Here is a 26396-nt window from a genome sequence, read left to right as displayed (position 1 = left end):
TTCACACAGAACTCAAGGAGGAACTCCACATGGACACAAGACTTGCAACCAACCAGATCCGACTCAGTGAGTGGACCAGAATTATTAAAGACCGTTGTCAAAGTGGTCTGAACGTCAATGAATACTGTGAACAGCACCAGCTATCACGTCATGCCTATTACTACTGGCTAAGAAAAGTAAAAGAAGCTGCTCTGATACATAACAGCTTTGTTGAACTGCCGACTCTCCAGGAAAAAACTGTTCCTGTTTCAATAAGTGAAAATCTTTCTACTTATCAAATGACCATTGCTATTGGAAATACTATATTGGGAGTTAGTGAATCAACTCCAATGGAACTTCTCTCCAGAGTGCTGAAGGTGGTTCGTAATGCTTAATGATGCTGCTGGTTTTAAGCACATTTATATCTGTACTGGATATGTGGATCTGCGCCGAGGGGTGGATGGACTGGCAGCTATCATCAGTGGCTCTTTTGGGCTTGATCCAACGGAACCCGGAAGTATTTACCTGTTTTGCGGAAGAAAAACAGACCGGATGAAAGCACTTTTGTATGAGGGTGACGGCTGGCTGCTTTTATATAAGAGACTAACAAACGGTCATCTAAACTGGCCACGCAGTACTCAGGAAGCACAATCAATTACCCACCAGCAATTCCGATGGCTGATGGAGGGGCTTTCCATTGAGCAGAAAAGGAGGATATCCAAGGTAAAACCGGAGATCTATTAACTCCCGACTATACAAAGTATCTTGACAGCTAAATCCTTTATCCTAAAGCTAAAAAACACCAGAAATATACTGAATTTCAGAGCTTTTCATGGTATAATAATCCTATGGAAAAGATTACTATTACTAAGGATGAACTGAATAATCTCTCTAAAGATATGATTGTTATGCTATACTTGCAGCTGCATGAAAGTTTCCAGCTTATTTCGGAGCAGAATACTACCATTCAAAAGCAGAATGAGCAGATGCTCCATCAAGTTGAAAGTATGAAGGAACAAATCTCCATTCTTACACAGAATCGGTTTGGCAGGAAATCTGAGAAGACTCTGCCGACAGAAGGGCAATTATCTTTTGACTTTGAAAATCTGTGTATCTTCAATGAGGCTGAGTCACTGACTGAGAATGGAATTTCCGAAGAACTGGATATGGAAACAGTCCTTGTTCGTAAGCGCAAGCCTCGTTCCAAGGGAAAGCGTGATATTAATCTGAAGGATATCGATACTATCGTCGTTTCACATGAACGTACGGAAAAAGAGCTCTCAGAACATTTCCCCAAGGGATGGCATAATCTGCCAGATGAAATATACAAAGAGTTAAAGTATGTACCGGCTCACTTCGAAGTACTGGAGCATCACATCAAAGTATATGCCGGAAATCATGATACCGGCGGGATTCTTCGCGCTGAGGTTCCTCTGCGTTTATTAAGTCACAGCATCCTTACCCCGGAACTGGCAGGTGCCATCATTAACGCCAAATATGTCAATGCAGTACCATTAAACCGGCTTTCTGAAGAGTTTTTAAGAAATGATGTTAACATTCCAAGACAAGACATGGCCGGCTGGCTGATCCGTATTTATCAATACTATCTTGGCCCGGTACGTGACATGATGAAGGCAGAGATTATGAAAAGCCATCATATACACTGTGACGAGACCCCCTTTGTAATGCCGGAGAAAAGCAAGCAGTACATGTGGATCTACCATTCACCTGGCAGTTCAGAAAAACCACCGGTTTTCCTTTACGAGTATCCAGGAACGAGAGGAACTGCCGCTCCAAGAGAATTCCTAAAAGGATACAAAGGGACTCTTGTGACAGATGGTTATCAGGTATATCACACCTTGGCGAAAGAACGGTCTGATGATCTGAAGGTTGCCGGATGCTGGTCTCATGCGAGAAGACGATTCGCTGAGATTGTAAAAGCCAGTGGAAAAAACGGTCCTTCCACATTTGGGCAGAAAATAGCAGCTGAAGCAGTAAAAAGAATTGCTGCAATCTATCATGTAGATCATATGTATGAAAGATCATTCGATGAGGAAAGGCTGGATCATAGAAAAAACTCAGTCAAGCCTCTGGTGGATGCTTATTTTGAGTGGATAAAAGAGTATGCCGGTAAAACGGGACTGGATAAAAGCTCAAAACTGGCAGGTGCTCTTAATTATTCCATCCATCAGGAACAGTTTTTAAGAGTATTTCTGGAGGATCCGGAAATACCTCTTGATAACAATGATGCAGAAAGAAGTGTCCGTTCATTCTGTGTTGGTAAACACAGCTGGCACATCATCAATTCGAAGAACGGCGCAGAGGCTAGCGCTGCCTTATATAGTATTGCTGAAACAGCAAAAGCGAATAATCTTAAATCGTATGAGTACTTTTCATATCTGCTAGAACAGTTAATGCACTATCCAAGGAATAATGTTCCAGAAAACAAACTGGCAGAATTAATGCCTTGGTCAGATGAATTGCCAGATCGATGTAGAAAACTAAAAACACGGTAAATATACCGCCGCCCCAATCGGGCGGCGAACTTATTGACCTGGACGGGTTATTTACCATTTACTTTACGATTGCATTTCGTTACAGTTTTATTTTACACTAAACAAATCCACAAAGCAGGAGGCTTTCCTGTTTTTTTGCCTAAACAGAAAGAGGGTGTCACTCCATCACCTTATTTTGGTGATTTTGCGACACCCTCTTTTGTGATGGTACTTACTATGGAGCGCCTACAGTCAATGCATACCTTGAAATTAAATACGTAAACGGTAGTCCATAGGTACCTCGCTTCTAGCTAGTTTTTTTGAGATAATGTCCTTATCTTTAAAAAACTACGAGTTTTACGGAGATACCTATGGACTACCGTTTACGTTTTTTCTGTCAAAAATCAATTCAATTCTTTTTCTCTTCTCTCTCCTTGCGAAGCGCGCGGAGTCCCAACCGGATCAGCTCCACTGTCGCTTCAGATCTGGTCTGGAAACGGTTCTCAAAACGAAAGTCTTCAATTTCCTTAAACAATTCATCATCAACAGAAACGGTATATCTTGGTTTATTTGTAGCCATATCAATCACCTCGTCTATAAATTATTCTAATTATACATCAGTGAACCAGAGAAGTAAAGATGTTATGCAATAAGGGTATTGACAGTGAATCGGTGAACCAATATAATTAAATTGTTAGGTTCAGTGAACCACTGGACGGAAAGGAGAAGGAATCAATGGGTACACGCTTGAAACGGTTTACAATCTCTCTAACGACAGACATGGAGGCTGAGTTGAAGGCAGTCAGAAAGAAGTATTTTGGAAATATAACTCAGAACGGGATGATGAAAGAGTTAATTCGGCGGGGGTTGAAAGCCGTGGCGGCAGATGGAGGAATAGAAAAAATTAATACATGTGATCACTTATCAGGGAGAGACAAAGAGTGAAAACCGGATGGTGATTGGTGATTTAAAGAACCGTTTGTTTCATTTGGAGTGCTGCATTCGGAGTGTGGAGCTGGCTCTGAATGGTCTGTCTGGTTAAGGTCTGCTAACAGGTCCGGCGGCCCTGTATGAGATTCCGGAGAGAAAGATTCTCCAAACCTTTCCATGCGTTTTTCAGTTATTCTGATATGTATCAATTAGTTTTAAAATCTATCCAAGTTAAAATAAGAGATAAATAGTGAAATATAGTTCGAAAAAAGAAAATTTTTACACAAATTTTATCGACAATAAAATAACAATGAAAATAGCATATCTTGTACCTCCTTTTTTGACATTCAATAGATGTAGTATTTTTTGTGGAAATTCACAAAAAATATAAACATTTTAATCAATAGTTATAAGAAAATGTCGAATTTTGCGATTAATTTTACTTTTCAAATAGTTGGAAACGGCTTATAGTGGTTACTAGAAAAGCAGAAAAAAAGGAGGGTTTTCTATATGACAGACGCTGAGAAGCTGCGGATTATAGAGATGGAGAACGAAAGGTTAATGGAAGAAAACAAGAAGCTCCACAAGGTGATTGAAAGGTTGAACCAAACGTTGAACAGATTGCTCGGCCGGTACATAAGCGTTGACAGGATTGCCTGACCTGGGATAAGTCAGGGAGTGCGGCGGCACTCCCGGGAGTTTCCCAGTCAGGGATCAATCCCTTTATCTGAATTCGTCTTGTCATCAGGAACCATTCCCTTATTTTTGCGGACAAGTTCCCAGATTGTCTGGTGCATCCATTCAATGGTTTGATTCAGCTTTTCATTTTCTATTTCTAATTCGGTAATGCGATCACCCATACGGGCGATAATCTCCCGGTTATTATTAACCTTGTGCGGCGCCAATAGGCGCTGGACATAAGGAGACGAAGATTCAATAATATGTAGGGAAAGCATCTCGTCCCTTGCTTCACAGGATAGATCCATGAAATCCTGGTAGCTGATAGATAAGGCGTTCATTTCAACCTTACATTTTGGACACACTGCATTGCGCTGAAGCTGATAATATCCATAGTAACCGCATTTCGAACAGTAGTACACGGACAATTCTCTCATTAGTCTCCTCCTTTTTTCTTAAATTTTATGTAAAAACAGTCTACTCCTATAATATATAACGCAAATCAATGGAAAATGTAACGCAAAAATTGTAGATTTTACAAAAAAATCATAAAGAACACACAAAAAAAGCCCGCGGCGCATAAGCGCGTGCGGACTTCCTTTATTTGAACGGATGAATCTTTTGTAATTTTAATCAATTGTTATCTTACTGAATAATACCATTTTCATCAACTACAAATACGTTGTCGTTGTTATCTTTATAATCTTTGTATCCTGCGCCCAGTTCTGGTTTAACAACAGATTTGGAGGTGGAAGATGCAGTCTGAACCACACCGTTTGTATTTACCAGATAATTAACACCGTTAAGAGATACGGAAGCCAGTCTTAAATCAGAGGATGCTTCCTTTCTTAAACCGTATTCATAAACTGTTTTGTCAAGGATACCGGTATAGCCCTGTCCCTTTTTGGTTCCGGAAGTGTGGAAATACCAGATCTCGTTTTCATCTAAGTCTTCGTTATAGATTGTCTGCTTTCCTGTATCCATAACACCGTTGTCTGCAAAGTGGAAGTTTGCAATGCTTCCATCTTTTAAAGTAACGACCTTAAGACCAGTCTGCATTTCACCTTTTGTATTAAATCCATATTTCTCAGAATTGATAGTAAATAATTCAATTCCTTTTTCTGCATAGTAAGGAGCACCGTCTTTAAAGAAGAACCAGTAAAGTTCATCTTCTGTGCTGACACCGGAAATGCCTTCGATTTCTCTCCAGCCATCTACTCTTGCACCGTTATCAGGATCGTAGTACTGATATCCTGCTGCGGAACCTGTATTGTCGTTTGTATTTTCGGCCGCTTCTGAAGGGGTAGCTTTTACCGGAAGTTTATACCAGCCAGTCTGCATTTCTCCGTTTACGAACGTATAGTAAGCACCGTCGATCTTTCTATCAACTTCATCTTTTACCATAACGCCGTCTTTATCAAAGTAGTACCAGGAGAGAGGGTTCTCCGAATCTTCGCTTACACTGTCAAGTTCAAACCAGCCGGTTTTCTTAGCGCCGTCGTTTTCATCGCCAAGATAAAAGGTGTTATTATCAATTTCAACTTTACCGGTCAGCATCTGACCCTGCTCGTCGAAATAATACCATTTATCATCGATCTTCTGCCATCTGGATTCAACCGCCTTGCCGTCTTTTCCGTAATAATGCCAGAATACTTCAGGAGCGTCAGGGGAGTCCCAGTAGTTATCGTTGTTCACAGAGATCCACTGATTTGTGACTCTTTTTCCGCTGTCATCAACGTAATATTCGTCGATTTCCTGACTTGTTGCGATTTCGCCATCTTCGTCTAAATAATACCAGTCCTCACCGTATTTTTTCCATGAATCGGTTGCATAGTAATCACCCTCTTCATAAAATTTCCAGGAACCGTTTTCTTCTACCCAGCCAATTGACTTTGCATAAGCGGTTGAGGCCGTGCTAAAGAGACCCAGCTCTGGAGCTGCGGCTGCTATTACACCGGCAGCGGATAATACAGCCATCAATTTTAAGTGCTTTTTCATAAATATGTTCTCTCCTTTTTTGCAATAAGTTTTATCGTGGCCGAAAATCCATAGTTGCATTACTCTGCGATTATAACCCACCCGAAAGGTTTAAAGATAGTGTGGTTTCATGGCAGATATGGAAGGAGATAACATAACAAGAAAAAAGATGTGATTTCCCAGGGGCTGCCCGTCCGTTTACGGCCGGTAGAAAGTAAGAAAACTTTAATAGGAAAATAAAGGTTGGTGTGGTATAATCACAAACAGATAAAAACATTCCTTACAAAGGAGCGATGAAACATGAGAATGAAAGTATCCAACTATATTTCCGGGAAGCTTTTGGAATCCGGGATCAGCCAGGTATTTACGGTCACAGGCGGAGGTGCCATGCATTTAAATGATGCACTTGGCCATGAAAAAGGGTTAAACTGCCTGTACAACCATCACGAGCAGGCATGTGCCATAGCAGCAGAAGCCTATACCAGAATCCATGGAAAGCTTGCTGCGGTCTGCGTAACGACCGGCCCTGGAGGGACCAATGCCATCACCGGAGTGCTTGGCGGCTGGCTGGATTCCATTCCCATGTTGATCCTGTCCGGGCAGGTCCGCTATGACACCACGGCCAGATGGTCTGGCGTGGGCATACGTGCGATGGGAGACCAGGAATTTGATATAGTAAAAGCGGTGGACTGTATGACCAAATACAGTGAGATGGTTATTGAACCCATGAGAATCCGTTACTGTCTGGAAAAGGCCATATATCTGGCGCTCTCCGGACGCCCCGGCCCCTCCTGGCTGGATATTCCTCTCAATGTCCAGGGCGCTTACATTGAAACCGAAGATTTAATCGGTTTTTCCCCGGAAGATTATGAAAATGGGGGAGACGGCTGGGCAGCCGCCAGTGAGGTGAAGATAAAAGAAGACCAGGCAGGATGTGGGGAAAAGCGTCAGATTCTGCCAAAGCCTGTGACAGCACAAACAGCCAGAGAGATTCTTGAGAGAATAAAGAGTGCGTCCCGTCCGGTCCTCAATGCCGGCAACGGAATCCGGATTGGACAGGCTCATGAAGTGTTCCTCCGGGTAGCAGAAAAGCTAGGGATTCCTGTGGTGACAGGCTGGAACAGTCAGGACTGCATTTACGAAGATCATCCCCTCTACACCGGAAGAGGAGGCGGAATGGGCGACCGGGCAGGCAACTTTGCCGTACAAAACAGTGATTTGGTTCTGTCTCTGGGAAGCCGCTTAAGCATCCGCCAGGTAGGGTATAACTATAAAACATGGGCCAGAGATGCCTATGTGATCGTCAATGATATTGATCCGGAGGAATTGAAAAAACCATCAATCCATGCAGATATGCGTATCCATGCGGATGTAAAGGATCTTCTTACCGCGTTAGAAGCGGTTTTGGATACAGAATATGAGGCAACTGGGAAAGCACCTCTTTTTAAAGGCGGAAAAGGGATTGGTTCCATGAACTGGAATGAGACCTGCCGCATGTGGAAGGAGCAGTATCCGGTCGTCCTGCCAAAGCACTACCAGCATGGAGCAGATGAGAATACTAATATCTATGCATTTATCAATGAGCTCAGCAGAAGGGCAGAAAAAGGCCAGATCACGGTAGTGGGGAATGGTTCCGCCTGTGTGGTTGGAGGACATGCGTACCTCATGAAGGAGGGACAGCGCTTTATCACCAATTCCGCAGTAGCCTCCATGGGCTACGACCTCCCGGCTGCGATCGGAGTCTGTATGGCAGATTCTTCAAAGGATATTATCCTTGTGACCGGTGACGGAAGCATACAGATGAATTTACAGGAATTACAGACCATTATCCATCACCAGATGCCCATTAAGATATTCCTGATCAATAACGGCGGGTATCACTCCATCCGCCAGACCCAGAAGAACTTTTTCGGTGAGCCTTTGGTGGGAGTGGGCGATGACAGCAGGGATCTAAGCTTTCCGAATATGGAAAAGCTTTCGGCAGCCTACGGGTATCCATATGTTTCGATCCGCCATAACGGAGAGATGGAACAGGGAATTGAAGCAGCATTTTCCCAAAAGGGACCTGTGATATGTGAGGTCTTTGTAAGCAGGGACCAGAATTTTGAGCCCAAGTCATCGGCAAAGCGTCTTCCCGACGGAACCATGGTATCCCCGCCTTTAGAGGACTTATCCCCATTTCTTCCGGAGGAGGAGATGGAGCGCAACATGATCATACCAAGGTTAAAAGGGTAAAGATACCATCAGGGAAGTTTAGGAGGAAGGACGTTGAACGTAGTTGTAACAGGGGCCACCAGTTTTCTTGGAAGAGCATTGGTTGACCGGTTATTAAAAGACGGAAATAAAGTGTATGCAGTTGTCCGGCCCGGCTCTAAGAACCGAAAATATATTGATACAAATCGGCCGGGGCTTATACAGATTGAGCGGAATTTAGAAGAGCTTCATAAGTTAGATGACGTAATAAAGGAACCATGCCAGGCATTTTATCATTTTGGCTGGGATGGTTCCGGAAGTGAGAACCGTTTGATACGAAAGGTGCAGCAGAAGAATACAGAGGATTCCTTAAAAGCTCTGGAAGGGGCCAGACGGCTTGGCTGCAGGCGTTTCCTTTTCAGCGGTTCCCAGGCCGAATACGGAATCCATAAAGAAGCCATGACAGAGGAGACGGGATGCAGTCCTGTTTCCGAATATGGTCTGGCAAAGCTTGCATTTTTAAAACAGGCAATGGATCAGACAAAGAAATGGAGACAGGAAGGAAGCTGCAGCATGGAATATATCCATGCCAGAATCTTCAGTGTCTATGGACCAGGTGACCATCCCTGGTCCCTGGTGGAAAGCTGTATCCGGTCATTTTCCAGAGGAGAATACATTTCTCTGGGAGAGTGTACACAAATGTGGAATTTTTTATATCTTGATGATTGCATCCGGGCGCTGATACTTTTAATGGAACAGGAAAAGGAATCGGTTTCCGGAATTTATAATGTAGCAGCACCGGAACAGGAGAACCGGCCGTTAAAGGACTATATCCGGATGATGTATGAGATCCTGGGATTTCATGGAAGCTACAGCTTCGGAAGAAGAAAGCCCAATGCGGAAGGACCTGCAAACCTCATTCCTGATATAAAAAAGCTGAAGGCGGCCACCGGTTTTGAGCCGGAGATTTCTTTTGCTGAGGGAATCCGAAGAACGTATGAAGCAGAAAAACATTGACAGGAAAGGATTTTTGTGGTATGAGAGATAGGATTTGTATTGTATGCGGCAGTCCTTTGGGAGAAACTCCTTTGATGACTCTGGATCATATGCCGGCTTCCGCTCAGGATATTCCGGAGAAAGAAGAACTGGCAGAGGAAAAAGGAATGACCCTCCGGCTTCACCAGTGTGAAGCATGCGGTCTGGTGCAGTTTGACTGTGAGCCGGTGGCATATTACAAAGACGTCATCCGGTCCGGTGGTTTTAGCACCACCATGGTGAATTTAAGAAGACGCCAGTACCGGCATTTTATAGATACGTGTCATTTAGAAGGAAAAAAACTGATTGAGGCAGGCTGCGGACAGGGAGAATTTCTTTCTGTGCTGTCGGAATTCCCGGTAAAAGCTTACGGCATTGAGAACCGGGACAACCTGGTGGAACTGGCAAAGGAAAAGGGGCTTAAAGTCTGGAAACAGTTTGCAAAGGAAGGACAGGTCCTGGCCCCGGCAGATGGAAGTGCATGCGGTCCCTACGATGCATTTTTGTCCTTTAATTTTCTGGAACATCAGCCGGAGCCTGTTTCCATGCTTCGCTGCATGGCGGACAACCTGACAGAAGACGGTGTCGGTTTAATTACGGTTCCGAGTCTGGAGTATATTCTTCAGTATGACGGTTATTATGAACTGATCCGGGATCATCTGGCCTATTATACCTTTGAGACTCTGCGCTATGCGGTGGAAACGGCCGGTTTTGAAGTTCTGGAAGAAGAGATGGTCAACCGGGATACCTTATCCGTAATTGTAAGAAAAAGAAAACAGACGGGCGGACAGACAAACCAGGAAAAAAGGGCAGAAAAGGTCGATGTATCCGGCCTGATAAGAAGCCAGGATGCCATTGCCCAAGAGATGAGGGAACTGATCCGGGAACTAAAGGATCATGGGAAAACCCTTGCTGTCTGGGGAGCCAGCCATCAGGGCTTTACCCTTGCCTCCACCACGGACATCGGAGCCTTTGCGCAGTATATTATAGATTCGGCCCCCTTCAAACAGGGGAAATATGCACCTGCCTCCCATCTTCCTATCGTGCCTCCGGACCACTATCACAGGAATCCGGTGGATGCCATATTGATCGTGGCTCCCGGCTACACGGAAGAGATTGCAGGTACTATAAAGGAAAAATTTGGACAGAATACCGATATTCTGGCATTGAAATCCAATCATCTGGAAAGGATATAAGAAAAACCTATGAAAGCTTTTGTTTTGATTGAACCTGGAAAAGTAGGCTGGTATAATGCGCCGGAACCTACACTCACTCCATATGGAGCAATTCTCCGCCCCGTTGCGGTAACCCCTTGCTCCTCGGATGTCCATACCGTATACGGCGGCGGCTCAAGAAAGGCCCCCAATCTGGTCCTGGGTCATGAATGCGTTGCGGAAATTCTGAAAACCGGAGAACTGGTACAGGATTTTCAACCCGGTGATCTGGTGGCGGTTCCTGCCATTACTCCCGACTGGAGAGCGTTGGGAATCCAGGAAGGTAATTATAAGCACGCTTCCGCACCCTTTTCCGGACATCAGCTGGGACGTTCCATGCCCGGGGTATTTGCTGAGAAGTTTTTGATTCCGGATGCAGATACCACACTGGCTAAGATTCCGGAGGGAGTCACACTGGAACAGGCGCTCATGTGTGTGGATGTGGTGACGACAGGTTTTACAGGAGCGGAATTTGCGGATATTAAAATTGGTGACACAGTGGTGGTTATGGGCATCGGACCCATTGGCCTTATGGCAGTGGAAGGCGCCCGCCATCTGGGTGCGGCCCGGATCCTTGCAGTAGGCAGCCGCCCTGTTTGCGTGGAGCTTGCAAAAGAATTTGGCGCCACCGAAGTTTTAAGCTATAAAGACGGTGATGTGGTAGCACAGGTAATGGCCCGGACGGAAGGTCTTGGAGCGGACAGCGTGATTCTCTGCGGCGGCGGGGATGAAGTGTTTGAACAGGCGGTGGATATGGTCCGGTACGGCGTCGGCACCATTTCCAATGTAAATTATTACGGCGGAACCGGAAGCCTCTCCTTCCCCAAGTTTTCCGGCGGACGCGGAATGGCTGGAAAGACCATTCATACGGAACTGGCAAAAGGCGGACGGGCAAGAATGGAGCGGCTGCTGAAGATGGTGCAATACGGAAGGATCAATCCCCAAAAGCTGGTGACCCATCGGCTGTCCGGTCTTGATGCGGTTGAGACAGCCCTTCAGATGATGAAGGAAAAGCCAAGGGATTTGATTAAAGTTATGGTACAGATAGATTGGAAGTGAACGTATGAAAACAATTAGCATCGTAGTTCCCTGTTACAATGAGGAAGAAAATGTAGAGGCCCTGTATCAGGCCGTATCCGGTGTATTTCAGAAAGATCTGCCGGAGTACCGCTATGAGATCATTTTTATTGACAATGATTCCAAAGACAGGACCAGAGACATTATTAGGAAGCTTTGTTCTTCCGACCGGGGGGTGAAAGGGATTTTTAATGCAAAAAATTTCGGACAGTTCAATTCCCCCTATTATGCCATGCTCCAGTCCACGGGAGATGCCACCATTTTAATGGCAGCGGATTTCCAGGACCCGGTGGAAATGATTCCAAGATATGTGAAGGAATGGGAGAATGGTTATAAAATCGTGATCGGAATCAAGAAATCCAGCAAGGAAAACAAGATTATGTACTGGCTTAGAAGCTGTTATTACAAATGCATCAAAAAGCTTTCCGATGTGGAACAGATCGAGCATTTTACCGGCTTTGGACTTTATGATGCTAAGTTTATTAAGGTCTTAAAGGAGCTTGATGATCCCACCCCGTTTCTGCGTGGCATCGTGGCGGAGCTAGGCTTCCGGCGGAAGGAGATTCCCTACGAACAGCCAAAGCGGCGGGCAGGAAAGACCAGCAACAATTTTTACCGCCTGTATGATGCCGCCATGTTAAGCATCACTTCCTATACAAAGGTAGGGCTTCGGGTCGCAACCATATTTGGAAGCATCTGTTCCTTTGCCAGTATGCTGGTGGCACTGATTTACCTGATTATGAAGCTGATGTACTGGGACCGTTTCCCGGCAGGTATGGCACCTCTTTTGATCGGCATGTGCTTTCTTGGTTCCGTACAGATCTTTTTTATCGGGATGGTGGGAGAATACATTTTATCCATCAATGCACGTATCATGAAACGGCCTTTGGTGATTGAAGAAGAAAGAATTAATTTTACATCCGGGCAGGATTGCGGCCCGGAGGAGGATATGCTTCTTACAGCAGCCTCCATGGAGGATGGGAACAGAGATGAAATATAAGATAGATGTAGCAAGAATCCGTGAAAATTCCATTGTGTTAAATGGCTGGGTGATCGGTAAAACCCTTGGATCGGAAGTGAAGTTTGAAGTTCTTGACGGTCAGGAGCAGCTGGTGGATTTCAAATATGTTCCGGTGCGGAGAGACGACGTGAGTCAGATCTATTTCAAGAAGACTACCGATAAAGACCTGGGATTTGACATAAGGATTCCTTATATCAGAGAAAATAACGAAGACCGGATTCTGGTGATCCACTGTGACGGAAAGTCCGTAAGGGTGAAGTTAAATGCAAAGATCATTGAAAAACAGAACAGTTCCGCCCATAAAAAGACCGTAAAGCTGAAAGGCATGATGAATATGCAGACTCTTCAGTCCGCAGTGGACTTCTTAAAGGAAAACGGACTCAGGGCCTTTCTCATCAAATCCAGGCACAAGCTTCAGGGCATTGACAGCGATTATGATTATCCGGAATGGTATGAGCTTACAAAACCTACGGAGGAAGAGCTGGAAGCCCAGAAAAAGACAGTGTTTGATTACAACCCCAAGATGTCCGTCGTAATCCCTGCCTATAAGACCCCGGAGCGTTTTCTTGCGGCCATGCTGGATTCTCTGTTAGCCCAGACCTACAAAAACTGGGAGGTGTGCGTCGCAGACGGAAGCCCGAAGGGGGAAAGCGTGGAACGGGTATTAAAGCGCTACGCATTAAAAGATGAAAGAATCCGTTATGTGATCCTTGGAGAAAATAAAGGAATCTCAGGCAACACCAATGCCGCCCTTGAGATGGCAACCGGAGACTTTATCGTTTTGGCGGACCATGACGATACCATGGCCCCGGATGCCTTATATGAATGTGTAAAGGCTATTAATTCCGACCCGGAGATCGACGTTGTTTACACCGATGAAGACAAGCTTGATATAGACGGAGGAGAATTATTTGAGCCGCATTTCAAACCTGATTTTAATCCGGTTCTTTTGACCAGTGTCAATTACATCTGCCATTTATTTGTAGTAAATCATGAACTGCTTATGGAAGTGGGCGGATTCCGGGAAGAATTTGATGGGGCACAGGATTATGATTTCATTCTGCGCTGTACGGAAAAAGCCAGAAAGATTTATCACGTGCCAAAGGCACTCTATCACTGGCGCTGCCACCAGAACTCCACCGCCAGCAACCCGGAAAGCAAATTATATGCGTTTGAGGCAGGAGCGAGAGCAGTTAAGGCCCATTATGAACGGATGGGAGTGAAGGCATTGTCTGTTGAAAAGGGCATTGATTACGGCATTTATCATTCGACGTTTGAAATCACGGGAAACCCTCTGGTATCCGTAATTATCCCCAATAAGGATCATTGGGCAGACTTGGATCTCTGCATGCGTTCCATCATTGAAAAATCCTCCTATAAAAATCTGGAGTTTGTTGTTGTGGAAAACAACAGTACAGAGCCGGAGACCTTTGCATATTATGAAAAAATTCAGAAAGAGTTTGATTTCGTTCATGTGGTGAAATGGGAGAAAGAATTCAATTACTCTGCCATCAATAACTTTGGCGTCACCTTTGCAAAGGGCCAATATCTTCTGTTTTTAAATAATGATACAGAATTGATCAACCCCGAAAGTATCTCCGAGATGTTAGGCTTCTGCCAGCAGGAGGATGTAGGGATTGTGGGCGTAAGGCTCCTTTATTCCGATGATACCATTCAGCATGCAGGCGTAGTGGTTGGCTTTGGCGGCATTGCAGGCCATACCTTTATCGGACTCCATAAATCGGAAAGCAGCTACTTTAACCAGGCCATGTGTGCCAGAAATTACAGCGCGGTAACGGCTGCCTGTATGATGAGCAAGCGTTCCCTGTTTGACCAGGTGGGAGGATTTTCCGAAGACCTGGCAGTCGCCTTCAATGATATTGATTACTGCATGAAGATCCGCACCTTAAATAAGCAGGTGGTATACGCTCCTTATGCCTTGTTCTATCACTATGAGTCCAAATCAAGAGGACTGGAGGACACACCGGAAAAGGTAGCCCGCTTTAACCGGGAGATCAAAAAATTCTCAGATAAATGGCCGGATATCTTAAGAGACGGGGATCCCTATTACAACCCGAATCTGACCCTGCGCAAATCCAACTTTGCCCTTCGTGACCTCCGGAAAGAAAAAATCGGAGAACCCTATAAGCTTGAGGTATGAGATGAAGAAAAAAGTAACCATCATTATTCCCAATTATAATGGATTAAAATTCATGGAACCCTGTATGAAAGCCCTGGAAACTCAAAGTGATAAAAACTTTGAGCTTCTTGTGGTTGATAACGGTTCCACAGACGGAAGTGTGGAGTGGCTGAAGGAACATAAGATTCCTGCGGTTTTTCTGGAGAAAAACACCGGTTTTTCCGGTGCTGTGAATGTGGGAATCCGCCATGCCAAGACCCCTTACGTCATTCTATTGAATAACGATACTGAGCCGCAGCCGGATTATGTAAAGGAGCTGGTCCGTATGATGGACCGGTCTCCAAAGATATTTTCCGCCAGCAGCAAGATGATCCAGCTCCATCATAAGGAACTGATGGATGATGCCGGTGACATGTACAGTGTATTGGGATGGGCATACCAAAGGGGCGTGGGCCAAAGCAGCAGGGGGTATAAAAAGCCCAGAAGCGTATTTGCAGCCTGTGCCGGAGCCGCCATCTACCGCAGAGAGGTGTTTGAGGAAATCGGCGGATTCGATGAAGCTCATTTTGCGTATCTGGAGGATATAGACGTAGGTTACCGGGCAAAGATCCACGGTTACGAAAACGTATACTGTCCTTCCGCCGTGGTTTATCATGTGGGAAGCGGAACCAGCGGTTCCAAGTACAATTCCTTTAAGGTCAAACTGGCTGCCAGAAATAATATCTACTTAAATTATAAAAATATGCCTGCCCTGCAGCTCCTTTTGAATCTGTTTCCCCTTATTTTGGGAATATTCGTGAAATACTTGTTTTTCCGGAAAATCGGATTTGAATCTGATTATGTGGAAGGATTAAAAGAAGGGCTGCGGACCGCAAGGACCACAAAAAAGGTTCGGTTTCAAATGCCCCGGTTTTTCAATTATGTAAAAATTGAAATCGAATTGATTTTGGGAACGGTCCTTTATATTTGGGAATTTTTACGAAGAAAACTAAAAATTGACAGGCCATTTTAAGAAATTTTTTATAGAACTATAACAACATATCATGTATAATAAACTAGAATTATCATGGAGAAATATGGTGCAATGCACGATTGGAAGGTTTTGCTGCTATGATAAAGGATAATCAGAAAAAATTTAATGGATTTCATGTAGTACTGGATGGATTGGTCATTGTCATTTCTTATGTCATTGCCTGGCTGTTCCTTTTGCTTGGCAACCAGTTGTTCAGCCCCTATAAGCGGGTCCTGGCACCTCAGTACTATTTTGCGGCACTTCTTTTAATTTTGCCGACCTATCTGTTGCTATACGGCATCTTCCAGTTGTACGCGCCGAAAAGAGTTCAGGTAAGGCGGTATGAGTTTGCCAATATTTTAAAGGCTAATTTACTGGGAGTACTGCTTTTTACCTTGATTCTGTTTTTGATCAAAAAGAATCCTTATTTCCGTGAATTTTCCACCAGGATGGTATTTTATTTCTTTGCCATCAACGTTATTCTGGAAACCGCAGAGCGGAATCTGATCCGAAGCATTCTGCGGTCCATGCGTGCCAAAGGTTACAACCAGAAGCACATTCTTTTGATCGGCTACAGCCGCGCCGCAGAAGGTTTCATTGACCGGGTGCGTTTGAATCCCGAATGGGGATACCAGATCAAAGGTATTCTGGACAATAAAAAAGAGTGGGGAAGCGGATATAAGGGAGTCAATGTCATAGGAAAGATCAAGGACTTAGATGCGATCCTGGCTTTAAACTCCTTAGATGAGATTGCCATTACACTGAGCATTAATGAATATGCCAATTTAGAGAAGATTGTGGCCTCCTGTGAAAAATCAGGAGTTCATACCAAGTTTATACCAGATTATAATAACATGATCCCCACAAGACCTTATATAGAGGATCTGCAGGGACTTCCGGTGGTCAATATCCGCCGGGTACCGCTCACAGACCCGGTCAATGCGATGGTCAAACGGGCCGTGGATATCATAGGTGCGGCCATAGCTTTGATTCTGTTTTCTCCTGTGATGCTTTTGACGGCAGTGCTCATAAAGCTGACGGCTCCCGGTCCTCTTATTTACAAGCAGGAGCGTGTAGGCCTTCACAACAGGCCGTTTCAAATGTATAAGTTCCGTTCCATGGTGGTTCAGTCCCCAACGGAAGAAAAGAATAAATGGACCACTCCCCATGACTCCAGAGTAACGCCGGTAGGACGGTTTATCAGAAAGACAAGCATTGATGAGATGCCTCAGTTTTTCAATGTTCTCCGGGGGGACATGAGTCTGGTAGGCCCAAGGCCGGAAAGACCCCTGTTTGTAGAAAAATTCAAAGAAGAGATTCCCCGCTATATGATTAAGCATCAGGTGCGCCCCGGAATTACAGGCTGGGCACAGGTCAACGGATTAAGGGGAGACACTTCCATTACAAAAAGGATCGAGCACGATTTGTATTACATTGAAAACTGGACCTTGGGATATGATTTTAAAATCCTGTTTTTGACAATGTTCAAAGGGTTTGTTAATAAAAATGCGTACTGATATTGGATACGACACGATTAGGATGAGGTTAAATAAATGAAAAATGAATTTGATGATGAATTAGACCGTGAGAAAACGAAAAGGGGAAGACGCGGTTATAATTCAAAACCAGATCCGTCCGATGGAGATTACTACCTGGATGATGACTATGAAGACTTTGAAGAGAAAAGAACCGGAGGCGGAACGAATGCCCAGGTCCGCCGGAGGCAGTCCTCCGGAAATCCGCAAAGCAGAAGCCGGCCGGCATCCGGAGGGCAGATCGTAATCGGAGACGGCGGTACCAGACAGCAGCCAAGAAAACCGGTTTCGGAAAAGACGTCAGCTTCCAGCCGGAGTGCGTCCCAAAGCAGCAAAAAAAGAAAAGTTAAACGGATCATTCTTCTGGCCATTGCAGAATTATTTACGCTGACTTTCATTTTTGCCTATGCATACGTTGCAAGAATTATGGGAGCCATCCAGCGCCCGGATAACTTTGATGAAAAACAGGTCCGGAACGAAGTGATGTCTGATGAGCAGAAAAAACATATGACCGGATACCGGACCATTGCTGTGTTTGGCGTGGACAGCCGTGACGGCAATGTAAATAAAGGCACCAACGCCGACGTGATTATGATATGTAACATCAACCGGGACAACGGAGAAATCCGGCTTGTATCCATATTCCGTGATACATATTTGAATATTAATGAAGGCAGTGCTTATAATAAGATAAACTCCGCCTATGCCAACGGGGGCGCCTCTCAGGCATTGGCAGCCCTTAATAAGAATCTTGATCTGGATATTTCAGAATACGTGACATTTAACTGGAAATCCGTTGCAGACGGGATCAATATGCTGGGCGGTGTTGACGTGGACATTACCAAAGCAGAATTCCGATATATCAACTCTTTTATTACAGAGACGGTGCAAAAGACGGGCGTTCCTTCCGTTCATTTAAAGTCATCAGGCATGAATCATTTGGACGGTGTTCAGGCGGTCGCTTATGCAAGACTGAGAAAGATGGATACGGACTATGCAAGAACCGAGCGTCAGAGACTGATCATTCAAAAATCATTTGAAAAAGCAAAAAAAGCGGATTTAGGTCTGTTAAACCGTATTCTTTTAATGGAAGTGGAACAGGTGGGCACCAACCTTACCTTCAGTGACTTTACCGAACTTCTGTTAGACATTGGCAAGTATCACATCGGCGAGACGGGTGGTTTCCCGTTCAGCCGCGGAGATATGAAGATGGGCAAGAAGGGAGACTGTGTAATTCCCCAGACTCTGGTTACCAATGTTTCAGAGCTTCATAAGTTTCTCTTTGGGAAAGAAAATTATGAACCCTCTGATATGGTGAAAAAGATCAGCTCCAAGATCGCCGCTGATTCCGGTATGTACAAAGGCGGTAAGGATGCGGACGATAAATACGGTACAAAAAAAGGAAATTCAAAGAAGGAAACAGAGAAAACCAAGGAAGTAAAAACCTCGGAGGCAGAAGAATCCTCTTCTCAGGAAAGCTCCGCCCAGGAAACGGATGCCAACGGAAAGCCAATCAAAAGGGAACCTGGACTCACCGGCGAAACAAAGGAGACCAGGCCAGGAGAGTCAAAGCAGACGGAACCCGGCGGAATGAAACCAGGAGAGACCAAACCGGCACATTCCGGAGGAAACACAGAAACTACCGCTCATGGACCTGGAAACAAAGGGACAACAGCGGCTCATGAGACAACAGCGGCTCACGAGACAACAGCGGCTCATGAGACAACAGCCCCTCGTGAGACAACAGCCCCTGAGACCACAAAAGGCGATCCGGCCGGTCCGGGAGAAACTGCTCCCCCATATCCGGACAATGGAGTCACCGGAGGAAATACAGAGGCACCGGTAGTGCCTGCACCGCCTGCAAATTAAGATAGTATCTCTCCGTTTTTCTTTTCACATATTCAATATAATTTCATCACAAAATGGTCACAATTCATTGATAGACTGTGGTTATCAAAAAGATAATCAGTGGAGAGGAAAGGAGATAGATATTATGTTTGATGATAATAAAGATACAGGCAGATTAAATCCTGAAGAGCATAAAGAAGATCCGGTAAATACAAATTTTGTAATGAGGGACCCTGATCCCCGTCCGGCCCCGGAACCTCAGAATATTCCTCATTACCAGGAATATCAGTTCCGTAAATCAGCAGAATCCAACGTTCTTGAAGAAGTACCTCCACGCAAGAAAAAAGGCTTTGTAAAGAAAGCCGCTGCACTTGTCAGCGGAGCACTTGTATTCGGGGTCATAGCCGGCAGTACCATGGTCGGCATCAACTGGGCCGCCGGTGCCTACGGCAATAAAAATACCGTTGAGATAAACAAAGCCGAAACCGTTTCCACTTCGGCGGCAGGCCCTGCTTCCAATACCTCAGCCATCAGTGGTGTCAATGACGTGTCAAGCATTGTAGACAAAGCAGTACCATCGGTTGTAGCCATTACCAGTAAGGTGGTTTATGAAAGCCAGACCTGGTTCGGGCCGATGCAGAGGGAAGGAGAGGGAAGCGGCTCCGGCATTATCGTAGGAAAGAATAACGATGAGCTTTTAATTGTGACCAACAACCATGTGGTTGAAGGAGCAGAAGCGTTAAAGGTTACCTTTATTGATCAGGCTGCTGTTGATGCAGCCATCAAAGGGACCGATGCCGATTCCGATCTTGCAGTGATTGCAGTTCCCTTAAAGAACATTTCTTCCGAAACCTTATCAAAGATTTCAATTGCTACACTCGGAAATTCGGATCACTTAAAGGTTGGCCAGGGAGTGGTAGCGATCGGGAATGCTCTTGGCTACGGCCAGTCCGTGACCGTTGGTTATATCAGCGCTCTTGACCGTACGGTTCAGACGGAAGACGGAACGAACCGTGACCTTCTCCAGACCGATGCGGCGATCAATCCTGGTAACAGCGGCGGCGCTCTCTTGAATATGCAGGGAGAGGTGATCGGTATCAATTCTGCAAAATACTCCTCTACCGATGTAGAAGGCATGGGGTATGCGATTCCTATTTCAAAGGCACAGACCATCATTGATAACCTGATGACCAAGACGACCAGAACTCCGGTAGCAGATGGAGAACAGGGCTATTTAGGGATCCAGTGCAAGAATATTGATGCGGCCACCAGCCAGCAGCTTGGTATGCCCCAGGGCGTCTTCATCTATAAGATCGTGGAAGGCGGCGCAGCCAGCCAGTCCGATTTGCGGGAAAAGGATATTATTACCAAGTTTGACGGACAGAGCATTAAGACTTACGACGATTTAACAAACATGCTGAAATATTACAAAGGCGGAACCACAGTACCTGTTACGGTTCAGTCAGTTGAGAATGGTCAGTATGTAGAAAGAACTGTAAATATTACACTTGGCAAGCGGCCTGCAGAGACTCAGCCGCAAAGTTAATTTGGAGAAGGCTCCCTGTGTCAAAGGCGTTTGGCATGGGGAGTCTTTGATTCATTAAAAAAGTCTAAATTCCTTGCCGGCACTTGTAGGAGTGTTTTAAATGCTTTATAATATTCTTATATAGTATATAACTACAGACAGAAGGAGAACCTAGATTGAACGATAAAGATTTACTGGAGGAGAAGATGGAAGATACGACGGTCAATGGCTCTGATGGAGAAGAGAAGAAGAAAGAGCAGGAGGAATACGAAAAAGTCTGCTATGTATGCCGGAGGCCGGAAAGTGTAGCAGGCCCCATGGTTTCCATGCCTGGCTCCATGAATCTGTGTCATGATTGTATGCAGAAGGCTTTTGATTCCGTCACTCAGGGCGGATTTGATATAAGCAAGATACCCAATATGCCCTATATGAATTTGAATTTAAGTGATCTTGGCAAGCTGAACAACCAGGATCTCGATATCCCCAAAAAGCAGAAGATCAAAAAGCGGTCGGAAAAAGAACCAAAGCCGGAGCTGCGCTTAGAGGATATTCCTGCCCCTCATATCATCCGGCAGAAGCTTGATGAATATGTCATCGGCCAGGAACAAGCCAAAAAGGTAATCTCTGTGGCAGTTTATAACCATTATAAAAGAGTTTATCTGGGAAATAAGGAAAACAAGGACGAGGAAGGCAATGTACAGATCGAAAAATCCAATATTTTAATGATCGGTCCTACGGGAAGCGGAAAGACCTATTTGGTAAAAACTCTGGCAAAGCTTCTTGACGTTCCCTTAGCCATTGCAGATGCCACTTCATTAACGGAGGCTGGATATATCGGTGATGACATAGAAAGCGTCGTATCCAAGCTATTATCGGCGGCTGACAATGATGTGGACAAGGCAGAACGGGGAATTATTTTTATTGACGAAATTGATAAGATTGCAAAGAAAAAGAATACAAGCAGCCGGGATGTCAGCGGGGAATCCGTACAGCAGGAGCTGTTAAAGCTGTTGGAAGGAAGTACGGTAGAGGTACCCGTAGGTTCCAACCAGAAGAATGCGCTTACTCCTATGACCACCGTACGGACAGATAACATACTCTTTATCTGCGGAGGAGCATTCCCGGATCTGGAGGATATTATCAAAGAACGCTTGAAAGAAAAAGCCTCCATCGGTTTTTCGGCAGAACTAAAAGATCAGTATGATAAGGATGATAATATACTTTCCCATGTGACCAACGAGGATTTAAGGAAATTCGGCATGATCCCGGAATTTTTAGGCCGTCTGCCCATTTTCGTCACACTGGAATCCCTGAACAAGGAGTTATTGATCCGCGTGCTTAAAGAACCGAAGAATGCCATTTTAAAACAGTATCAAAAGCTTCTGGAGCTTGATGAGGTCCGGCTCGTATTTGAAGATGATGCTTTAGAATGGATAGCAGAAGAAGCGCTTCAGAAAAAGACCGGTGCCAGAGCATTGCGCGCCATAATCGAAAACTTTATGCTGGATATCATGTATGAGATCCCCAAAGACCCCAACATTGGCTCCGTTGTTATTACCCGGGCTTATTTAGACAAAAAGGGCGGTCCATTCATACAGATGAGAGGCTAACGTACCGTTAAGCAGATCAGGAATGACAGGACCAGGCATAAAAAACACAATAGAATGGAGATAATAAGGTCGGAAGGAGTGTGCGTCATGATATTTATCGGTCTCATCGTATTTTTGGCAGCCGTGGACCTTTTGATAAAAAGTTCCATCGAGGAGCAGGAGGAATGTGACTTTCCCAAAGAAATGAAGGGAACCAACGGCAAAGTCCTGCTATACAAGAATCATAATCCCGGTTTTTCCTTCGGTTTTCTGAAAAACCGCCCCGAGCTGGTACAGGCAGTCCCCTTAGCCGTGGCTTCCTTTCTTGGAGGAATGCTGGCCGGACTTCTCCAGAGAAAGGGAAGGCTTGCAGAAAAGCTGGCACTTTCCATTGCACTTGGAGGTGCGTTAAGCAACTTATACGACAGACTTGTCCGCCGGTATGTGGTTGACTATTTTAGTCTTCAGTTCGGAAAGCTTAAAAAAGTTGTATTTAATCTGGGTGATATTTTCATCTTCCTGGGGGCTTTGATCCTTTTGATCGCAGAGTTCATAAGAATGTTTCGTGAGCACTGAGATTAAAACGGTTCCCATGAATCCACCAATTCTACCGGAAAATGAGGGCTGGTTTTCCCGGTACAGCGTTTTTTCAAACGCCGGTGCCCTCATTTTCCTCCCATCCTAGCTCAGCATCCCCCCGGCGGTCCCGCTGGCCGCGCAAATCGCCATGGTAGTAAGGATCTGATTCATAGACCCATTCAGCCCTTTGTTCAGCAAAAAGGAAACCACCAGCAATACTGCGAAATACAGCAGTCCCAGCAATAATCCCCAAAAGAACCGTCTCTGCCGTATGCTTTTCCCCATAAGGATTCCCCCGATGAGACAGGTAATAATGTAAACCGCATTCACACCCAGGCGGATCTGGCCTTCTTTTAACTGGAATTTATAAAGTGCTAAGGCCAGGACAACAAGCAGGATTCCGGTCAGTATGTAGGTGATGAGCAGGTTTCTTAATGTGACCTGAAGCTTTGATTTTTCCATTTGAATACTCCTCACATCTTGTCTTATGGTTCAGTATATTCTCCCGGTATGGAGGATATTCTAAGATGTTTGGCTTAAAATAAGGAATCTCAGCCGGTATCACCCGTCCATTTCATCTTGCACTACGAAAAAACATGTGGTATAATCTCATGGAATTATGTAAAATACAGGAGGTGTAAGTTTATGAAGCACGTTAAAACATTAAGTTCCAGTACATTAAAAGAATCCATGAAAAAAGGCGGCTGCGGCGAATGCCAGACTTCCTGCCAGTCAGCCTGCAAGACATCCTGTACAGTAGGAAATCAGAGCTGTGAGAACAGCAACCGTTAGTTAAAACTGTATAGAACAGCCATAAGGCAGAGAAGCAGATGCCCCCTACGGTCGTTAGACAGTAGGGGTTCCTTCGCTTGTCTGCGAAACATCAATAAAAGGTGTAAACCTTTTTCATTAAGGAGAATACAAGTGATTCATCAATATATGAATAATGGCTTCCATATTATTATGGATGTCAACAGCGGTTCGGTCCATTCTGTTGATCCGGTGATGTACGATGCGGTTGCCATCGCCCAGGACTTCATTCCTGAGATGGATAAGCCGGAAAAGATATCAGAACACGCAAAGAAAGAGATTTTAAGCCGCCTGAAAGAAGCCTATGGAGAGGCAGAAGTGATGGAAGCGCTGGAAGAGATCCAGTACTTGATCGATGCGGGAGAGCTGTTTACAAAAGATGTGTATCATGATTATGTGGTAGATTTTAAAAAGAGAAAGACTGTTGTCAAAGCTCTTTGTTTACATATTGCCCATGACTGTAATCTGGCATGCCAGTACTGTTTTGCAGAAGAAGGAGAGTATCACGGCCGCCGCGCCCTCATGTCTTTTGAGGTGGGGAAAAAGGCACTGGATTTCCTGATCGCCAATTCCGGGAACCGCAGAAACTTAGAAGTGGACTTCTTTGGCGGGGAACCGTTGATGAATTGGGACGTGGTAAAGCAGCTTGTTGCATACGGACGCTCAAAAGAGAAAGAATATAATAAGAACTTCCGTTTTACCATGACCACCAACGGAGTTCTTTTGAATGATGAGATCATGGAATTCTGCAATAAGGAAATGAGCAATGTGGTATTAAGTCTTGACGGACGAAAAGAAGTCAATGACAAGATGCGTCCTTTCCGTAACGGAAAAGGAAGCTATGATTTGATCGTTCCCAAATTCCAGAAGTTTGCCAAGCTTCGAGGAACCAGGGACTATTACATCAGAGGAACCTTTACCAGAGGGAATATGGATTTTGCAAAAGACGTTCTTGAATTTGCAGACCTTGGATTTGAAAGCATGTCCATTGAGCCGGTGGTAGCCCAGCCGGAAGAATATTATGCCATCAAGGAAGAGGACCTTCCTCAGATCTTAGACGAATACGATAAGCTTGCGGTGGAGTATATCAAACGCAGAAAGGAAGGAAAAGGCTTTAACTTTTTCCATTTTAACATTGATCTGCAGCAGGGACCCTGCGTTGCAAAACGTCTTGCCGGGTGTGGTTCGGGAACCGAGTATCTGGCAGTGACTCCCTGGGGAGACTTTTATCCATGCCACCAGTTTGTAGGCCAGGAGAAATTCCTTCTTGGAAACGTGGATATTGGTCTGACCAACACAGAAGTCCGTGATGAATTTAAACTTTGCAACGTATACGCAAAAGACAAATGCCGTGATTGCTTTGCAAGATTTTACTGCAGCGGAGGCTGTGCAGCCAATTCCTTTAACTTCCATGGCAGCATTACCGATGCTTACGATATCGGCTGCGAGATGCAGAAGAAGCGGATTGAATGTGCCATCATGATTAAGGCGGCTCTGGCGGAAGAATGATCAGGCATGAATCGGTCAAGTAACTGAAAAATAAGGAAACCAAAGTAAGGGACAATCAATGAATTATAAGATTATAAAAAAGGACGGCCGTGCCAAGCGGGCAGAGGTAACCACGGTCCATGGAACCATTCAGACTCCTGTATTTATGAATGTGGGTACTGCAGCGGCTATCAAAGGTGGTGTCTCTACCGACGATCTGCGGGAGATTAAAACCCAGGTGCAATTGTCAAACACCTATCATCTTCATGTGCGTACCGGTGATCAGGTGATCAGGCAGCTGGGCGGCCTTCATGAATTTATGAACTGGAATAAGCCTATTCTTACGGACTCAGGCGGATTTCAGGTATTTTCCCTGACCGGACTCAGAAAGATCAAAGAAGAAGGCGTATACTTCCAGTCCCATATTGACGGACGCAAGATATTTATGGGACCAGAGGAAAGTATGCAGATCCAGTCCAACCTGGCTTCTACCATTGCGATGGCATTTGACGAATGTCCTCCCCATCCGGCCACCAGGCAATACATGCAAAATAGTGTAGACCGGACCACCAGATGGCTGGAACGCTGCCGGACTGAGATGGACAGGCTCAATTCCCTGCCCGATACTATTAACAAAGAACAACTGTTATTTGGGATCAATCAGGGCGGAACCTATGAAGACATCCGAATCGCCCATGCAAAGACCATCTCTGCCATGGATTTGGACGGCTATGCATTAGGGGGACTTGCCGTAGGGGAAAGCCATTCAGAGATGTACCGGATTCTGGATGAGACGGTCCCTTATCTTCCGGAAAATAAACCCACGTATTTAATGGGTGTGGGAACTCCGGCCAATATTTTGGAGTCTGTAGAGCGGGGCGTAGATTTCTTCGACTGTGTTTACCCGTCAAGAAACGGACGCCATGGCCATGTGTACACCAATCAGGGCAAACGCAACCTGTTTAACAGCAAATATGAACTGGACCGCAGACCTATCGAGGAAGGGTGCCAGTGTCCGGCCTGCCGCTCCTACAGCAGAGCCTACATCCGGCATTTATTAAAGGCAAAAGAAATGCTTGGCATGAGATTATGTGTCTTGCATAATTTGTATTTTTATAATACAATGATGGAAGAGATTCGTGACGCAATCGAGCATCAGCGTTATGGGGAATATAAGGAAAAGAAGCTAGCCGGTATGATGGAAGCTCAATCCGAAAAATAGGACAAGATACCGCGGCAAGGAAGCGGATCTATATAAGGAGGAAATGGTT

General features: G+C 45.1%; 24 protein-coding genes. 20 read left to right on the top strand and 4 right to left on the bottom strand.

Annotated features, from left to right (window positions below):
• The first annotated feature begins 29 nt into the window (after positions 1–29).
• The 3 genes from tnpA to tnpC all read left to right on the top strand — a co-directional run bounded on the left by tnpA (position 30) and on the right by tnpC (position 2495).
• The gene (gene tnpA / locus VIG27_RS14665; RefSeq protein WP_394522700.1) at positions 30–374 is read left to right on the top strand and encodes an IS66 family insertion sequence element accessory protein TnpA; all 345 of its coding nucleotides are present in this window, start codon (positions 30–32) and stop codon (positions 372–374) included.
• A complete protein-coding gene (tnpB, locus tag VIG27_RS14660; protein ID WP_394523254.1) occupies positions 367–723 on the top strand; it encodes an IS66 family insertion sequence element accessory protein TnpB in 357 nt (118 codons plus the stop codon). Before tnpA ends, tnpB begins: the two co-directional genes overlap by 8 nt.
• A 104-nt stretch (positions 724–827) precedes the next feature.
• A complete protein-coding gene (gene tnpC, locus VIG27_RS14655; protein ID WP_394523253.1) occupies positions 828–2495 on the top strand; it encodes an IS66 family transposase in 1668 nt (555 codons plus the stop codon).
• A gap of 388 nt (positions 2496–2883) precedes the next feature.
• Here tnpC and VIG27_RS14650 read toward each other — a convergent pair whose 3' ends face one another.
• On the bottom strand, positions 2884–3054 hold the full coding sequence (locus tag VIG27_RS14650; RefSeq protein WP_394523252.1) for a hypothetical protein: 171 nt from the start codon (positions 3052–3054) through the stop codon (positions 2884–2886).
• A gap of 212 nt (positions 3055–3266) precedes the next feature.
• On the opposite strand from VIG27_RS14650, the gene VIG27_RS14645 reads away from it, so the two are divergent.
• Together VIG27_RS14645 and VIG27_RS14640 are read left to right on the top strand one after the other, a co-directional pair.
• Entirely contained in the window at positions 3267–3419 is a 153-nt protein-coding gene (locus VIG27_RS14645) for a hypothetical protein (protein ID WP_394523251.1), read from the top strand.
• Between the two features lie 495 nt (positions 3420–3914).
• Positions 3915–4064, top strand: coding sequence for a hypothetical protein (locus tag VIG27_RS14640; RefSeq protein ID WP_394523250.1), 150 nt, complete (start codon positions 3915–3917; stop codon positions 4062–4064).
• A gap of 47 nt (positions 4065–4111) precedes the next feature.
• Here VIG27_RS14640 and VIG27_RS14635 read toward each other — a convergent pair whose 3' ends face one another.
• Together VIG27_RS14635 and VIG27_RS14630 are read right to left on the bottom strand one after the other, a co-directional pair.
• Positions 4112–4519: a hypothetical protein gene (locus VIG27_RS14635; RefSeq protein ID WP_394523249.1), complete on the bottom strand. Its 408-nt coding sequence runs from the start codon at positions 4517–4519 to the stop codon at positions 4112–4114.
• Positions 4520–4727: 208 nt separating this feature from the next.
• On the bottom strand, positions 4728–6080 hold the full coding sequence (locus VIG27_RS14630; protein ID WP_394523248.1) for a cell wall-binding protein: 1353 nt from the start codon (positions 6078–6080) through the stop codon (positions 4728–4730).
• A gap of 279 nt (positions 6081–6359) precedes the next feature.
• Between VIG27_RS14630 and VIG27_RS14625 the strand changes: the two genes are divergently transcribed.
• The 12 genes from VIG27_RS14625 to VIG27_RS14570 all read left to right on the top strand — a co-directional run bounded on the left by VIG27_RS14625 (position 6360) and on the right by VIG27_RS14570 (position 22824).
• A complete protein-coding gene (locus VIG27_RS14625; RefSeq protein WP_394523247.1) occupies positions 6360–8294 on the top strand; it encodes a thiamine pyrophosphate-binding protein in 1935 nt (644 codons plus the stop codon).
• 33 nt (positions 8295–8327) lie between these two features.
• A complete protein-coding gene (locus tag VIG27_RS14620; protein ID WP_394523246.1) occupies positions 8328–9269 on the top strand; it encodes an NAD-dependent epimerase/dehydratase family protein in 942 nt (313 codons plus the stop codon).
• A 20-nt stretch (positions 9270–9289) separates the two neighbouring features.
• Complete coding sequence (locus tag VIG27_RS14615) at positions 9290–10483, top strand: class I SAM-dependent methyltransferase (RefSeq protein WP_394523245.1); 1194 nt, start codon at positions 9290–9292, stop codon at positions 10481–10483.
• A gap of 9 nt (positions 10484–10492) precedes the next feature.
• The gene (locus VIG27_RS14610) at positions 10493–11560 is read left to right on the top strand and encodes a zinc-binding dehydrogenase (protein WP_394523244.1); all 1068 of its coding nucleotides are present in this window, start codon (positions 10493–10495) and stop codon (positions 11558–11560) included.
• Between the two features lie 4 nt (positions 11561–11564).
• A complete protein-coding gene (locus tag VIG27_RS14605; protein WP_394523243.1) occupies positions 11565–12578 on the top strand; it encodes a glycosyltransferase family 2 protein in 1014 nt (337 codons plus the stop codon).
• On the top strand, positions 12568–14760 hold the full coding sequence (locus tag VIG27_RS14600) for a glycosyltransferase family 2 protein (RefSeq protein WP_394523242.1): 2193 nt from the start codon (positions 12568–12570) through the stop codon (positions 14758–14760). The genes VIG27_RS14605 and VIG27_RS14600 overlap by 11 nt, the downstream gene beginning before the upstream one ends.
• A 1-nt stretch (position 14761) precedes the next feature.
• Complete coding sequence (locus VIG27_RS14595) at positions 14762–15751, top strand: glycosyltransferase family 2 protein (protein ID WP_394523241.1); 990 nt, start codon at positions 14762–14764, stop codon at positions 15749–15751.
• A 98-nt stretch (positions 15752–15849) separates the two neighbouring features.
• Positions 15850–17268 (top strand): undecaprenyl-phosphate glucose phosphotransferase, encoded by a 1419-nt coding sequence (locus VIG27_RS14590; protein ID WP_394523240.1) that lies wholly within the window; start codon positions 15850–15852, stop codon positions 17266–17268.
• 36 nt (positions 17269–17304) lie between these two features.
• On the top strand, positions 17305–19155 hold the full coding sequence (locus VIG27_RS14585) for an LCP family protein (protein ID WP_394523239.1): 1851 nt from the start codon (positions 17305–17307) through the stop codon (positions 19153–19155).
• Positions 19156–19279: 124 nt separating this feature from the next.
• The gene (locus VIG27_RS14580) at positions 19280–20680 is read left to right on the top strand and encodes a S1C family serine protease (RefSeq protein ID WP_394523238.1); all 1401 of its coding nucleotides are present in this window, start codon (positions 19280–19282) and stop codon (positions 20678–20680) included.
• 185 nt (positions 20681–20865) lie between these two features.
• The gene (gene clpX, locus VIG27_RS14575; RefSeq protein WP_394527607.1) at positions 20866–22269 is read left to right on the top strand and encodes an ATP-dependent Clp protease ATP-binding subunit ClpX; all 1404 of its coding nucleotides are present in this window, start codon (positions 20866–20868) and stop codon (positions 22267–22269) included.
• 87 nt (positions 22270–22356) lie between these two features.
• Positions 22357–22824 (top strand): signal peptidase II, encoded by a 468-nt coding sequence (locus tag VIG27_RS14570; protein WP_394523237.1) that lies wholly within the window; start codon positions 22357–22359, stop codon positions 22822–22824.
• Between the two features lie 105 nt (positions 22825–22929).
• On the opposite strand, the gene VIG27_RS14565 is transcribed toward VIG27_RS14570, so the two are convergent.
• Complete coding sequence (locus VIG27_RS14565; protein WP_394523236.1) at positions 22930–23289, bottom strand: TIGR04086 family membrane protein; 360 nt, start codon at positions 23287–23289, stop codon at positions 22930–22932.
• Between the two features lie 183 nt (positions 23290–23472).
• Between VIG27_RS14565 and scfA the strand changes: the two genes are divergently transcribed.
• The 3 genes from scfA (at position 23473) to tgt (ending at position 26347) form a co-directional block, all read left to right on the top strand.
• Positions 23473–23619: a six-cysteine ranthipeptide SCIFF gene (gene scfA / locus VIG27_RS14560; RefSeq protein ID WP_097003442.1), complete on the top strand. Its 147-nt coding sequence runs from the start codon at positions 23473–23475 to the stop codon at positions 23617–23619.
• 132 nt (positions 23620–23751) lie between these two features.
• The gene (gene scfB / locus VIG27_RS14555; protein ID WP_394523235.1) at positions 23752–25146 is read left to right on the top strand and encodes a thioether cross-link-forming SCIFF peptide maturase; all 1395 of its coding nucleotides are present in this window, start codon (positions 23752–23754) and stop codon (positions 25144–25146) included.
• A 58-nt stretch (positions 25147–25204) separates the two neighbouring features.
• Positions 25205–26347, top strand: coding sequence for a tRNA guanosine(34) transglycosylase Tgt (gene tgt, locus VIG27_RS14550; RefSeq protein WP_394523234.1), 1143 nt, complete (start codon positions 25205–25207; stop codon positions 26345–26347).
• Positions 26348–26396: the final 49 nt, after the last annotated feature.

Source organism: Lacrimispora sinapis, from assembly GCF_043633585.1.
Lineage (GTDB): Bacteria > Bacillota > Clostridia > Lachnospirales > Lachnospiraceae > Lacrimispora > Lacrimispora sinapis.
Note: the sequence above shows the minus strand (reverse complement) of the source record. Positions and strands in the feature narration are given on the sequence as shown.